General features: G+C 64.6%; 14 protein-coding genes. 13 read left to right on the top strand and 1 reads right to left on the bottom strand.

Annotated elements, in window-relative coordinates:
- The first annotated feature begins 8 nt into the window (after window positions 1–8).
- From livH to HWE04_RS14730, 5 genes are all read left to right on the top strand, one after another.
- Window positions 9–935 (top strand): high-affinity branched-chain amino acid ABC transporter permease LivH, encoded by a 927-nt coding sequence (gene livH / locus HWE04_RS14750; protein WP_006464506.1) that lies wholly within the window; start codon window positions 9–11, stop codon window positions 933–935.
- Between the two features lie 43 nt (window positions 936–978).
- Window positions 979–2,205: a high-affinity branched-chain amino acid ABC transporter permease LivM gene (locus tag HWE04_RS14745; RefSeq protein ID WP_006464507.1), complete on the top strand. Its 1,227-nt coding sequence runs from the start codon at window positions 979–981 to the stop codon at window positions 2,203–2,205.
- Complete coding sequence (livG, locus tag HWE04_RS14740; protein ID WP_241812849.1) at window positions 2,202–2,978, top strand: high-affinity branched-chain amino acid ABC transporter ATP-binding protein LivG; 777 nt, start codon at window positions 2,202–2,204, stop codon at window positions 2,976–2,978. The genes HWE04_RS14745 and livG overlap by 4 nt, the downstream gene beginning before the upstream one ends.
- Window positions 2,978–3,682 (top strand): ABC transporter ATP-binding protein, encoded by a 705-nt coding sequence (locus HWE04_RS14735; protein WP_241812900.1) that lies wholly within the window; start codon window positions 2,978–2,980, stop codon window positions 3,680–3,682. Before livG ends, HWE04_RS14735 begins: the two co-directional genes overlap by 1 nt.
- A gap of 227 nt (window positions 3,683–3,909) precedes the next feature.
- Window positions 3,910–4,749: an ABC transporter substrate-binding protein gene (locus HWE04_RS14730; RefSeq protein WP_241812848.1), complete on the top strand. Its 840-nt coding sequence runs from the start codon at window positions 3,910–3,912 to the stop codon at window positions 4,747–4,749.
- Window positions 4,750–4,789: 40 nt separating this feature from the next.
- On the opposite strand, the gene HWE04_RS14725 is transcribed toward HWE04_RS14730, so the two are convergent.
- Window positions 4,790–5,611 (bottom strand): IclR family transcriptional regulator, encoded by an 822-nt coding sequence (locus HWE04_RS14725; protein WP_077235114.1) that lies wholly within the window; start codon window positions 5,609–5,611, stop codon window positions 4,790–4,792.
- A 287-nt stretch (window positions 5,612–5,898) separates the two neighbouring features.
- Here HWE04_RS14725 and HWE04_RS14720 point away from each other — a divergent pair, with 287 nt between their 5' ends.
- From HWE04_RS14720 to HWE04_RS14685, 8 genes are all read left to right on the top strand, one after another.
- Window positions 5,899–6,702, top strand: coding sequence for an ABC transporter substrate-binding protein (locus HWE04_RS14720; protein ID WP_051110930.1), 804 nt, complete (start codon window positions 5,899–5,901; stop codon window positions 6,700–6,702).
- Window positions 6,703–6,835: 133 nt separating this feature from the next.
- Window positions 6,836–7,534: an amino acid ABC transporter permease gene (locus HWE04_RS14715; protein WP_077235115.1), complete on the top strand. Its 699-nt coding sequence runs from the start codon at window positions 6,836–6,838 to the stop codon at window positions 7,532–7,534.
- Window position 7,535: 1 nt separating this feature from the next.
- Entirely contained in the window at window positions 7,536–8,249 is a 714-nt protein-coding gene (locus HWE04_RS14710) for an amino acid ABC transporter permease (protein WP_006464514.1), read from the top strand.
- Complete coding sequence (locus tag HWE04_RS14705; protein WP_006464515.1) at window positions 8,249–8,977, top strand: amino acid ABC transporter ATP-binding protein; 729 nt, start codon at window positions 8,249–8,251, stop codon at window positions 8,975–8,977. Before HWE04_RS14710 ends, HWE04_RS14705 begins: the two co-directional genes overlap by 1 nt.
- 54 nt (window positions 8,978–9,031) lie before the next feature.
- Window positions 9,032–10,234, top strand: coding sequence for a pyridoxal phosphate-dependent aminotransferase (locus HWE04_RS14700; protein ID WP_241812847.1), 1,203 nt, complete (start codon window positions 9,032–9,034; stop codon window positions 10,232–10,234).
- A 34-nt stretch (window positions 10,235–10,268) separates the two neighbouring features.
- Window positions 10,269–10,967: an RraA family protein gene (locus HWE04_RS14695; protein ID WP_241812846.1), complete on the top strand. Its 699-nt coding sequence runs from the start codon at window positions 10,269–10,271 to the stop codon at window positions 10,965–10,967.
- The gene (locus HWE04_RS14690; RefSeq protein ID WP_241812845.1) at window positions 10,960–12,003 is read left to right on the top strand and encodes an amidohydrolase family protein; all 1,044 of its coding nucleotides are present in this window, start codon (window positions 10,960–10,962) and stop codon (window positions 12,001–12,003) included. The genes HWE04_RS14695 and HWE04_RS14690 overlap by 8 nt, the downstream gene beginning before the upstream one ends.
- 65 nt (window positions 12,004–12,068) lie before the next feature.
- The gene (locus tag HWE04_RS14685; protein ID WP_234296050.1) at window positions 12,069–13,436 is read left to right on the top strand and encodes an MFS transporter; all 1,368 of its coding nucleotides are present in this window, start codon (window positions 12,069–12,071) and stop codon (window positions 13,434–13,436) included.
- The last annotated feature ends 18 nt before the right edge of the window (window positions 13,437–13,454 follow it).

The following is a 13,454-nucleotide window of genomic DNA, read 5'->3' as shown; positions in this document are numbered from 1 at the left end:
CCCTCCACATGAATGAATTGCTCCCACAACTGACCCAGCAGCTCGTCAACGGGCTTTCGCTGGGCGCGATCTATGCCTTGATCGCCATCGGCTACACCATGGTCTACGGCATCATCGGCATGATCAACTTCGCCCATGGCGAGATCTACATGATCGCCTCCTACGTCGGCCTGGTGACGCTCACCGCCATCGGCGTGCAGTCCGGCTACCCCTTGCCGCTGCTGCTGGGTGGCGCGCTGATCGTGTCGGTGCTGGTCACGGGCCTGTATGGCTGGACCGTCGAGCGCGTGGCCTATCGCCCGCTGCGCGGCGGCCCGCGCCTGGTACCGCTGATCTCGGCCATCGGCATGTCCATCTTCCTGCAGAACTATGTACAGATCGGCCAGGGCGCGCGCGACATGTCGGTGCCGGTGCTGATCTCGGGCGCGCTGGAATTCCAGATGGGCAGCGACTTCACCGTTACCGTGCCGTATTCGCGCATGGTCATCGTCGGTGTCACGCTGCTGCTGATGGTGGCGCTCACACTATTCATCGCGCGTTCGCGCATGGGCCGCGCCTGCCGCGCCTGCGCCGAGGACATGGGCATGGCCAACCTGCTGGGTATCGACACTAACAAGGTCATTTCCTTCACCTTTGTATTGGGTGCGATGCTGGCAGCGGTCGGTGGTGTACTCATCGCGCTGACCATCGGCAAGCTCAATCCCTACATCGGCTTCATCGCCGGCATCAAGGCCTTCACGGCGGCGGTGCTGGGTGGTATCGGCAGCATTCCCGGCGCCATGCTGGGCGGCGTCCTGCTGGGCCTGGCCGAGACCTTTGCCGCCGGCTACCTGCCGTCGGAATACAAGGACGTGGTGTCCTTCGGCCTGCTGGTACTGATCCTGCTGTTCCGTCCCACGGGCCTGTTGGGCAAGCCCGATATCGAAAAGGTCTGAGCGCAGCGCGCCTGACGGACAACGAATTATTCAAGGAGGCGTGATGCCTGAGACTTTCAAGAATGCCGTGGCGGCGGCGCTGGTGACCGCCGTACTGACCATCCCGCTGCTGGGCATGCAATTGCAGCTGGAAGGTTACCGGGTGGTGCTCAATACCCACTGGACCCCGGTGCTGGTGGCGGTGATTGCCGTGTTCCTGTTCCAGCTGGTCAAGCCGGCGCTGTCGCGCTCGGCCGCTGGCGTGAAGCTGCCGGCCCTGCCGCGCATGCAGCCGCGCCAGCAGCGCGCCGCCGTGATCATCCTGCTGATGGCGGCGCTGGTGTGGCCCTTCTTCGGTTCGCGTGGCTACGTGGACGTGATGACCCTGGCGCTGATCTACGTGGTGCTGGGCCTGGGCCTGAACATCGTGGTCGGCTTCGCCGGCCTGCTGGACCTGGGCTATGTCGGCTTCTACGCCGTGGGGGCCTATACCTATGCACTGCTGAACCAGTATGTCGGCCTCTCGTTCTGGGAGTGCCTGCCGCTGTCGGCGGCGGCTGCGGCGCTGTTCGGCTTCCTGCTGGGTTTCCCGGTGCTGCGCCTGCGCGGTGACTACCTGGCCATCGTCACGCTGGGCTTCGGCGAGATCATCCGCCTGCTGCTCAACAACATGACCAGCCTGACCGGCGGCCCGGATGGCGTGTCCGGCATCCCCAAGCCCACCGTGTTCGGCCTGGCGATGGCGCGCAACCCCCTGACCGAGGGCGGTACCACCTTCCACCAGGTGTTCGGTCTGTCGTACCAGGGTGGGCACATGGTGATCTTTCTGTACTTCCTGGCCTTGCTGATGGTGTTGTTCACCTACCTGGTCACCAGCCGCCTGCTGCGCATGCCCATGGGCCGCGCCTGGGAAGCCCTGCGCGAAGACGAGATCGCCTGCCGCTCGCTGGGCATCAACCCGACCAAGGTCAAGCTCTCGGCCTTCACGCTGGGCGCCGCCTTCGCCGGCCTGGCCGGTTCCTTCTTCGCCGCCCGCCAGGGTCTGGTGACACCGGAATCCTTCACCTTCATCGAGTCCGCCCTGATCCTGGCCATCGTCGTACTGGGTGGCATGGGCTCGCAGCTGGGCGTGATCCTGGCCGCCATCCTGCTGACCGTGCTGCCGGAAGTGGCGCGCAGCTTTGCCGAATACCGCATGCTCATCTTCGGTCTGGTGATGGTGCTGATGATGATGTGGCGTCCGCAAGGACTGCTGCCTGCCACCCGTCCGCATGTGGAGCTGCCGCAATGAACCAACCTGTGAACACCATGCTGGAAGTGGCCAATCTGTCGATGCGCTTCGGCGGCCTGCTGGCGGTCGATGGCGTCTCGCTGTCGGTCAAGGAAGGTGAAGTCTTCGCCATCATCGGCCCCAACGGCGCCGGCAAGACCACCGTCTTCAACTGCATCAGCGGCTTCTACCAGCCGACCTCGGGCGAGATCGCGCTCGATGGCGTCTCCATCGCCCGCCGTCCCAGCCACCAGGTGGCACAGCAGGGACTGGTGCGCACCTTCCAGAACATCCGTCTCTTCAAGTCCATGACCGTGGTGGAAAACCTGCTGGTGGCGCAACACCAGCAGGTCAATACCAACCTGCTGGCAGGCCTCTTGAAGACCCCCGGCTACCGTCGTTCCGAGCAGGAGGCGCTGCAACGCGCCGCCTACTGGCTGGACCATCTGGGCCTGACGGCGCTGGCCAACCGCGAGGCCGGCACGCTCTCCTACGGCCTGCAGCGCCGGGTGGAGATCGCCCGCTGCATGATCACCCGGCCGCGCCTGCTGTTGCTGGACGAACCCGCCGCCGGCCTGAACCCGCAGGAAAAGCAGGAGCTCTCGCAACTGATCGACCGCCTGCGTCGCGAACACGGCGTGGCCGTGCTGCTGATCGAACACGACATGAGCCTCATCATGGGCATCTCCGACCGCATCCTCGTCATGGAGCACGGCAAGCCCATCGTCACCGGCACCCCGGACGAGGTGCGCAGCGACGAGCGTGTGATCAAGGCCTACCTGGGAGAAGAATGATGCTGCAGTTTGACAAGGTGCATACCCACTACGGCGCCATCGAGGCGCTGCACGGCGTGTCGCTGAATGTGGAAAAGGGCGAGATCGTCACCCTGATCGGCGCCAACGGGGCCGGCAAGACCACGCTCTTGATGACGCTGTGCGGACGTCCGCGTGCCTCCAGCGGCCGCGTGATCTTCGAGGGGCAGGACATCACCGCATTGCCGACCCACGAGATCATGCGTCGCGGCCTGGCGATCTCGCCGGAAGGGCGGCGCGTCTTCCCCAGTCTGACCGTGCTGGAAAACCTCAAGATGGGCGCCTTCTTCGCCAGCAACGAGGCCATCGAACAAGGCACCGAGTATGTCTTCGGCCTGTTCCCGCGCCTGAAGGAACGCGCGGCCCAGCGCGCCGGCACCATGTCCGGCGGCGAGCAGCAGATGCTGGCCATCGGCCGTGCGCTGATGAGCAAGCCGCGCCTGCTGCTGCTGGACGAGCCCACGCTGGGCCTGGCACCGCTGGTGATCGCGCAGATCTTCGAGATCATCCGCACCATCCGCGAAAGCGGCGTGACGGTGTTCCTGGTCGAGCAGAACGCCAACAAGGCACTGGGCGTGGCCGATCGCGGCTATGTGCTGGAGAACGGTCACGTGGTCATGTCCGACACCGGTGCCAACCTGCTGGCCAACAGCGACGTGCGCAAGGCGTATCTGGGACACGGCTGAGCCCCTTGCGTCGCTTGCAGATGACGGCCCGGTCGCTCTCAGACCGGGCCGTTTTTTTTCGCACTACGAGAGCGGCCAGCCGGGCTGACATGTCATACCAGACGACCAGCTGTCCCTGGCAGTGTGCAGATACAGATGGTTTTTTGGACAGGTGTGCATGCCGCCGTCTGCTGTAAGTGACATTTGGGATTGTTTCAGGCTATTCTCGATATTCAATGAGGAAAAGCATGAAAATGATTTCGCAGCATATGAAGAAACTGGGCATGGGCAGCTTGCTGTTGGCCAGTGCCTGGCTTTTTCCGGCTGCGGCGCATGCCGACCGGCTGGCCGACATCCAGGCACGCGGCATCCTGGTCTGTGCCACGCTGGCCAATAACGAACCCCTAGGCTATCCCGATCCGCAGACCCGGCAGGTGGTCGGCTTCGATGTTGACATGTGTGCCGCGGTGGCGCGCAAGCTGGGCGTGCAGATGCAACAGAAGAGCGTGACCGTGGAAGCCCGCCTGCCGGCGCTGATCCATGGCGAAGCCGACCTGGTCTCGGCGGCGCTGGGTTACACCCGCGAACGGGCACACCAGATCGATTTCACCGCCTCCCATTACCAGAACCCGATCAAGCTGATCGTGCAATCCGACTCCGGCCTGAACCTGGTATCGGACCTGGCCGACAAGCGCATCAGCGCCAATCGCAGCTCCACCCCGGAACAGGCCGCGCGCCGCGTACTGCCCAAGGCCACGGTGCTGGGCTTTGTCGATACTCCGCAGGCCTTCCTGGCGCTGGCGCAGGGCAAGGTGGACGCACTGGCCATCTCCATGCCGTCGGGCGTGCGCTTCGTCAACGAATCCACGGGACGCTTTCGCTTCGTGGAAGGGGCGCTGGCCTGGGAGCCCACCGCGCTGGGTGTCAAGAAGGGTGAGCGCCGACTGCTGGCCGCCATCAATCAGGGTCTGATGGAGATGGAGAAGGAGGGCGAGATCGATGCCCTCTGGAGCCGCTGGTTCGGGCCCAAGACCAAGTTCAACATCCCCCGGGACAAGAAGCTCACGCCCATTGCCAGCCTGCGTTAGGGCCGATGAAAAAAAACGATGCCGCGGCATCGTTTTTTTTTCATCCGTCGCCGACCGTGGCCTGTGTGGATTGGACTGCCTGTGCCGCCAGTGCTGCCTGTGCCGCAGCTTCATCGAAGATGTCCGCACTCGGCGCCTGATAGACCTGGGGCGACGCGCCCAGTCGTGTCGACAATTCCTGCGCCATCTGCAGCAGGGTAGCGCGCATGGCGCCGCTGGCGGCCGGATCGAAGCGTAAGGTCAGGCCGAAGATGGTCAGTGACCCCACCAGCGCGTTGCCAGGCCCGAACACCGGGGCCGACATCGATGACGACAGCGGATTGTTGATCCCCACCGAAATGCAGACATAGCGCCCACCCGAGCGCGCCGCATTGCCCGGCACCGAGAAGAAACGCAGTACCTGCGCACTGGAGGTCTGGTCGATCGGGAACAGGCTGCCCGCCTTGACGGTGGCCTTCACCGAGGCCGGGGTCTCGGCCGCATACAGGCACAGCCGCTGCTCCTGCTGGCGAATGTAGAAGGCGGTGCTTTCGCCGGTCTCGCGCACCAGCTTCTCCAGCGTGGGCATGATGAAGTCGGCATAGTCGAACCGGGCCTCGAAGGCCTTGCCCAGCTGGTAGGCGCGCGGCCCCAGCTGGTAGGAATTGTCAGCACGTTGCACGACATAACCCGCCTTGATGAAGGACATCATGTAGCGGTGGATCACGCTCTTGAACAGTCCCGTCCGGGCTTCCAGCTCGGTCAGGCCGAACGGCTCGGGGGCATCGATGAAGGCGCTCAGGATGGCCAGGCTGCGTTCGGCGCCGAGCACGGTGCGGTCGGGTGCCGCATCCTTTTTGTCGGGCTCACTCTCTTTTTTCATAAATCGACGTCGAATTTCGGAATGGGGCGAGGTTATCACCTTTTTCGATTGGCGCGGCGCACCAAAAAATCGCCGCCAGCGGCCTTCTCTGCACCGCCGGCGGGAATCTGCATGCCCATTTCAGGGATTTTTGCACCGCCGCGATGCATGTCCTAAGTATCTGAAATATAAGGACAAATTGTGCTTGTTTAAAAATCATAATGCAATTATGATTTATTTCATCGATGTTCGTTGTTCAACCTGGGAAAGGATAGAAAATGACTTTGGGGCGCTTCAACAAGACCTGTATGGCAATCGCGGCTGCGGCCGTTTCGCTGGTGTTTTCCACGGCCGCGCACGCTGACCGGCTTGCCGATATCAAGGCACGCGGCACCCTGGTGTGCGCCACCCTGACCAGCAGCGAACCCCTGGGCTTTCCCGATCCGGCCACGCGCCAGATCGTCGGCTTCGACGTCGACATGTGCAATGCGGTCGCCAAGCAGCTGGGCGTGAAGCTGGAACACAAGGGGGTTTCGGTGGAGGCGCGCATCCCGGAACTGACGCTGGGCCGGGTCGACCTGGTGGTGGCTGCGCTGGGCTATACCAAGGAGCGCGCCCAGCAGATCGATTTCACCGCCGCGCACTACCAGACTCCGATCAAGCTGATCGCCCACAGCAACGGCGGCTTCAACAAGGTCGAGGACCTGGCCGAAAAGCGCATCAGCGCCAACAAGGGCTCCACCCCTGAGCTGTATGCCCGCCGCGTCCTGCCCAAGGCCACCATCCTGACCTTCCAGGACACCCCGGCCGCCTTCCTGGCGCTGGCCCAGAACAAGGTGCAGGGGCTGGCGCTGTCGCAGCCTTCGGGCATCCGCTTCGTCAACGAATCCGAGGGCAAGTACAAGTTCCTCAATGGCGAACTGGCCTGGGAACCGACCGCCATGGGCGTGAAGAAGGATGAGCCGGCCCTGTTGGCCGCCGTCAACGACGCCCTCGAAAAACTGGAAAAGAGTGGCGAGACCGACGCCCTCTGGAACAAGTGGTTCGGCCCCAATACCAAGTTCAACATCCCGCGCGAGAAGAAGCTCACGCCGATCTCTGCCTTCCAGTAAGCCCTTCACTCAAGCCTTCGTTCCCGCTGCAACAAGGATCACGCGCACCGGCCCGGCCGGTGCGTGCGGGACCGGCTTACCCTTCGCCTGGCGATTTTCCTGCGCCAGGCTGTTCTAGCAAGGAAGCGCTCACATGCTCAATCTTGATTTCGGCGCGGTGTTGCATGGCCAGTACCTGCACTGGCTCATCGGCGGCGCCTTCACCACGCTGTGGCTGTTCGCGGCGGCCTGGGTCTGCGCCTTTATGCTGGCGGTGCTGCTGGTGGGCCTGCGCACCCTGGCGCTGCCGCCGCTGGAGTGGCTCATCGCCGGCTACGTCAACTACCACCGCAACGTGCCGGGACTGGTACAGATCTTCGTCTGGTATTTCGGCATTCCCGAACTGCTGCCCGCCTGGATCACCGACTTCATCAACAACCACAACGGCGAATTCATCTTTGCCCTGATCGCGCTGTCCCTCAACAGTGCCGCCTATATGTCGGAAGACCTGCGCAGCGGCATGCGCTCGGTGGCGGCCACCCAGATGGAAGCGGCGCGCGCGCTGGGGCTGTCGTATCTGCAATCGATGCGCGACGTGCTGCTGCCGCAGGCCATCCGCATCTCGGTGCCGCCACTGGTGAACCAGTCGCTGTCGCTGTTCAAGTCCACCAGCCTGGCCATGGCCATCGGCGTGGCCGAGATGACCTACTCCAGTCGCCAGATCGAAAACGAAACCTATCGCACCTTCGAAACCTTCGCTCTGGCCTCGGCCTTCTACCTGCTGATGTCGTGGTCGATCATGGCCATCGGTGGCTGGTACAACGGCCGCCATCTGAAAGTGAAGGGGCGCTGACATGCACACCATCCTCGATATCTTCGACATCCTCCGCACCTACGGCCTGCAGCTGCTGATCGGCGAATTTCCGCATGGTCCGCTGGGTGGCCTGGCCCTGACACTGATCCTGGCGGTGACCGGCCTGGTCTGCGCCTTCCCGCTGGCGGTGCTGTTCGGCATCGCCCGTACCAGCACTGTGCGCTGGGTGGCCTGGCCGGCCGGTGCCATCGTGCACACCCTGCGCGGGCTGCCGGTGCTGATGCTGATCTTCTGGGCCTACTTCATCGTGCCGCTGTTGACCGGCAAGTCCATCTCCGGCACCACCACGGTGATCTGTGCGCTGGTGGCCTATGAGACCGCCTTCCTGGGCGAGGTCATCAAGGCCGGCATCCAGGCCATTCCGCAAGGGCAGGTCGAGGCCTCGCGCTCGCTGGGCATGAGCTACTTCACCACGCTGCGCGAGGTGGTGCTGCCGCAGGCGCTGTTCAACATGATCCCCAGCATCCTCAACCAGCTGATCTCGCTGATCAAGAACACCTCGCTGGCCTACATCATCAGCGTCAACGAACTCACCTATGCGGCCTACCAGGTCAATGCGCAACTGCTGACCAAGCCCTTCCAGGTGTACTTCCTGCTGGCCATGACCTATTTCGTGCTGTGCTACCTGCTCAGTTCGCTGGTGGGGCTGGCCGAGCGCCGTATCAAGCTAAAACGTCAATTCAGGAGTCTCTGATGATCCGATTCAACAATGTGAACAAGTGGTACGGCGACTACCACGCCCTGCGCGGCGTCAACGAGGAAATCAAGCGCGGTGAAGTGGTGATCGTCTGTGGCCCCTCGGGCTCGGGCAAGTCGACCCTGATTCGTACCATCAACCGGCTCGAACCCATCAACGACGGTCACATCTACGTGGACGGCCAGGACGTGCACGGCAACGGGGTCGATATCAACCGCCTGCGCAGCCGCATCGGCTTCGTGTTCCAGTCCTTCAACCTGTTCCCGCACATGAGTGTGGAGCGCAACGTCATGCTGGCCACCATGCGGGTCTTGAAACTGTCCGAGAAAGCCGCCCGCGACAGCGCCATGGCCCTGCTGGAAAAGGTCGGCCTGGCCGGCAAGGCGCAGTCCTATCCCGGCCAGCTCTCGGGCGGCCAGCAGCAGCGTGTGGCGATTGCCCGCGCCCTGGCCATGAAGCCGCCGGTGATGCTGTTCGACGAACCGACCTCGGCACTGGACCCGGAGATGGTGGGCGAGGTGCTGCAGGTGATGAAGCAGCTGGCCGCCGAGGGCATGACCATGGTGTGCGTCACCCACGAGATGGGCTTTGCCCGCGAAGTGGCGGACCGCCTCATCTTCATGGCCGATGGCCAGGTACTGGAGCGCGCCACCCCGCAGGACTTCTTCGAGCGACCGCAGCATGAACGCGCCCGCAAGTTCGTGGCCGACATCCGCCACGCCTGATCGCACCATCCCCAAGATTTCCCGGAGATCCGGGATCAACAAGACGAGACCACCATGGCATTCATTTCCGATTCACTCTCCCGCATCAAGACTTCGGCCACCATCGCCGTCACCCAGAAGGCGCGCGAACTGGCCGCCCAGGGCCGCAACGTGATCGCCCTCAGTTCGGGCCAGCCCGACTTCGACACCCCCGACAACATCAAGCAGGCCGCCTACGCCGCCATCGCCCGTGGCGAGACCCGCTATACGGCGGTGGCCGGCATCACCGAGCTGCGCGAAGCCGTGGTCGCCAAGTTCAAGCGCGAGAACCAGCTCGACTACAGCGTGGCCCAGACCATCGTCTCCAACGGCGGCAAGCAGGTCATCGCCAATGCCCTGATGGCCACTATCAACGTCGGTGACGAAGTGATCGTGCCGGCCCCTTACTGGGTCTCCTATCCGGAACTGGTGGCCCTGTGCGGCGGCCACGTGGTGTACGCCAAGACCACCCGCGAAGCCGGCTACAAGCTGCGCCCCGAAGCGCTGGAGGCCGCCATCACCCCGCGCACCAAGTGGCTGATGTTCAACTCGCCCTGCAATCCCAGCGGTGCGGCCTACACCCGTGCCGAGATCTGCGCGCTGGCCGAGGTGCTCAAGCGCCATCCGCAGGTCTGGATCCTCTCCGACGACATCTACGAACACCTGACCTACGGCGACTTCGAATTCACCACCCCGGCCCAGATCGCGCCCGAACTCTACGAGCGCACCCTGACCATGAACGGCGTCTCCAAGGCCTATGCCATGACCGGCTGGCGCATCGGCTACGCGGCCGGTCCGCTGGCACTGATCAAGGCCATGGAAAAGATCCAGGGTCAGCTGACCTCGGGCGCCAGCTCGGTCTCGCAATGGGCCGCGCTGGAAGCCCTGACCGGCCCGCAGGATTACATCCACGAAAGCCGCAAGGTATTCCAGGGCCGTCGCGACCTGGTGGTGTCGCTGCTGAACCAGGCCGAGGGTCTGGATTGCCCGGTGCCGGAAGGCGCTTTCTATGTCTTCCCCTCCTGCGAGCGTGTGATCGGCAAGCGCACCGAAGACGGCCAGGTCATCGGTAATGACGAGGATTTCGTCTCGGCCCTGTTGCAGGCCGAGGGTGTGGCGCTGGTGCATGGCAGTGCCTTCGGCCAGGGGCCGAACTTCCGTCTGTCCTATGCCGATTCCACCGAGCGCCTGCGCGAGGCTTGCGTGCGCGTCCAGCGCTTCTGCGCCAGCTTGCGCTGAATCTTTCACTTTTCATTCTTGCAGGGAGAACACCATGTCAGCAGGATTCCGCATTCTTGAGCGCGTGCGCAAGGTCAGCGCGCAAGACGTCAAGAACTTCGCCGCCATCCCGGTGGCCAACATCAGCGATTCGATGGCACGCATGACCGCTGCCGGTGCGCGCCTGCGGCCACTGCATCGCGGCGGCAAGCTGGCCGGCGCCGCCATCACGGTGAAGTCGCGCCCGGGTGACAACCTGATGGTGCACAAGGCCCTGGACCTGGCCGAGCCGGGCGACATCGTGGTGGTCGATGCCGGGGGCGACCTGTCCAACGCCATCATCGGCGAGCTGATGGTGGCGCATGCCATCCAGCGCGGCCTGGGCGGCATCGTCATCTACGGCGCGGTGCGCGACCTGGACGCCATCCAGGGCGGCAGCTTCCCGGTGTTCGCTGCCGGTGTCACGCATCGCGGCCCCTACAAGGATGGCCCCGGCGAGATCAATGTTCCCATCGCCATCGACGGCATGGTGATTGCCCCGGGCGACCTGGTGGTGGGCGACTACGACGGCCTGCTGTGCGTGGGCTATGACGACATCGCCGCCGTCTACGCTGCCGCCAAGGCCAAGAATGATGCCGAGGTGGCGCAGATGGCGGACATCCAGGCCGGCACCAGCGACCGTGGCTGGATCGATGCGAGCCTGAAGCGGCTGGGCTGCCAACAGATCGGCCAGCCGGTGTCGCGCCATGGCTGATGCCGCCGCCTCGCCGCACCTGCAGGTACGCCCCGACTGGCTGGCCCTGACGCAGGAAGCGGTGCTGGAGCCGGAGCTGCCCATCATCGACGCCCACCACCATCTGTGGGACCGCGCCGGCAACCGTTACCTGTTCGAGCAGTGGATGGCCGACCTGTCCAGCGGCCATCGCATCACCGAGACGGTGTTCGTGCAATGCCGTTCGATGTACCGGCAGGAGGGGCCGCAGGCCATGCAGCCGGTGGGCGAGGTGGAGTTCGTCAATGGCGTGGCGGCGCAATCGGCCAGCGGCCTTTACGGCTCGGTGCGCGCCTGCGCGGCCATCGTCGGCTTTGCCGACCTGATGCTGGGTGCCGACGTACAGGCTGTGGTCGAAGCCCTGCAGCAGGCCGGCAACGGCCGCCTGCGCGGCATCCGCAATACCACGGCCTGGCATGCCGATCCATCGATTCGCAGCAACCCGCAGCCGCCACCACCCGGCCTGCTGGCGCAGGACAGGTTCCGCACCGGTGCACGCCTGCTGGCGCGCTACGACCTGTCGCTGGACGTCTGGGCCTATCACACCCAGCTGGATGAAGTGCTGGCGCTGGCCCAGGCCTGCCCGGACACGCGCTTGGTCCTGGATCACTGCGGCGGCCCGCTCGGCGCCGGCCCCTACGCCGGCCAGCGTGAGGCAGCACGACGCGAGTGGGAGCGCGGCATGCGCGCCATCGCGGCCCTGCCCAATGTCTGGCTCAAGCTGGGTGGTCTGGGCATGCCCGTGGGTGGCTGGGATTTCCATCGTCAGGCCGCACCGCCGGATTCGATCCAGCTGGCGCAGGCCTGGCGACCGTATATCGACACCTGCATCGACCTCTTCGGTTCGCAGCGCTGCATGTTCGAGAGCAATTTCCCGGTGGACAAGGGCATGTTCGGTTATGTCAGCCTGTGGAATGCCTTCAAGCGGCTGACCGTGGACTTGTCCGCGCCCGAGCGCACAGCGCTCTTCAGTGGTACCGCCCGGGAGGTCTACCGCATGCAGGAGGCAGGGCGGTGATAGCATAACGCCCTCGTTCGGACGCCCCGGCGTCCCCGGATCATCTCAAGCCTTGAAAGCAGACAGTGCACGTACAGACCCGCAGCGGCGCCCCGCATGACGCCGACGGCCTGCCGCCCCGGCAGCGCTTCCTCGCCATCGCCACCGTGGTGCTGGGCATCACCATCGCGGTCCTGGACGGTTCCATCGCCAACCTGGCGCTGCCGTCGATGGCCGCCGATCTCAAGGCCAGCGATGCCGATGCCATCTGGGTCATCAACAGCTACCAGATCGCCATGGCGGTGTGCCTGCTGCCGCTGGCTTCGCTGGGCGAGGTGGTGGGCTACCGGCGCGTCTATCTGGGCGGGCTGTTCCTCTTCACGCTGGCTTCGCTGGCCTGCGCCGCCAGCAATGACATGCTGCAGCTGAGCCTGGCGCGGGTGCTGCAGGGGCTGGGCGCGGCCGGCATCCTGTCGGTCAATACGGCGCTGATCCGCTTCATCTACCCGGCGCGCCTGCTGGGCCGTGCCATCGGCTACAACGCCCTGGTGGCCGGCACCGGCAATGCCCTGGGGCCGACCGTGGCCGGCTTCATCCTGCACCTGGCATCCTGGCACTGGCTGTTCCTGATCAATATCCCGCTCGGGCTGGCCGCGCTCGTGGTGGGCAACAAGGCGCTGCCCACCAATCCGCTGGCCCCGCGCCGCTTCGACCGGCAGAGCGCGCTCCTGTGCATGTGCTTCATCGGCTTGCTGCTCTATACCATCGATGCGGTCGGCCATCTGCAGGGTGTCTGGGTGGTGGCCGGCTGCGCCGTGCTGACCGGGCTGAGCCTGTTCCTGTTGCTCAAGCTGCAGTCGTCCAGCGCGCCCATGCTGCCGCTGGACCTGCTGCGCATTCCCTTGTTTGCATTGTCCATCGGCACCTCCTTCTGTTCCTTCGCGGCGCAGATGGCGGTGTTCGTGATGCTGCCCTTCATGTTGCAGAACTACCTGGGCATCAGCGCCGCGCGCGCCGGGCTGTTGCTGACGGCCTGGCCGATTGCCGTGGCCCTGACCGGGGTGGTGGCGGGCAAGCTGTCGGATCGCATCGCGGCGGGTTTGCTGGGCGGGATAGGGCTCGGGGTGATGTGCCTGGGCCTGCTGTCGCTGCTGACGATCGACCATGGCACGCCGGACGGCCTGATGGCGCTGCAGTTTGCGATATGCGGGTTTGGCTTCGGGCTGTTCCAGTCGCCCAACAACCGCACCATGATCAGCGCCGCCCCGCGTGAGCGTACCGGTGGCGCCAGCGGCATGCTGGGCACGGCGCGCCTGACCGGGCAGACCGTGGGCGCCTCGGTGGTGGCCATGCTGCTGGGGTGGTCGGATGCACCGTATGCGCTGGTGCTGTGCTGCGCCGCCGGGCTGGCGGCGCTGGCGTGTGCGGTCAGCCTGACACGGCTGCGCTATTGAAGGGAACGCAAGGAGCGG

It is taken from the genome of Herbaspirillum sp. C7C2 (genome assembly GCF_022627865.1).
Classification (GTDB): Bacteria; Pseudomonadota; Gammaproteobacteria; order Burkholderiales; family Burkholderiaceae_D; genus Herbaspirillum; species Herbaspirillum frisingense.
Note: the sequence above shows the minus strand (reverse complement) of the source record. Positions and strands in the feature narration are given on the sequence as shown.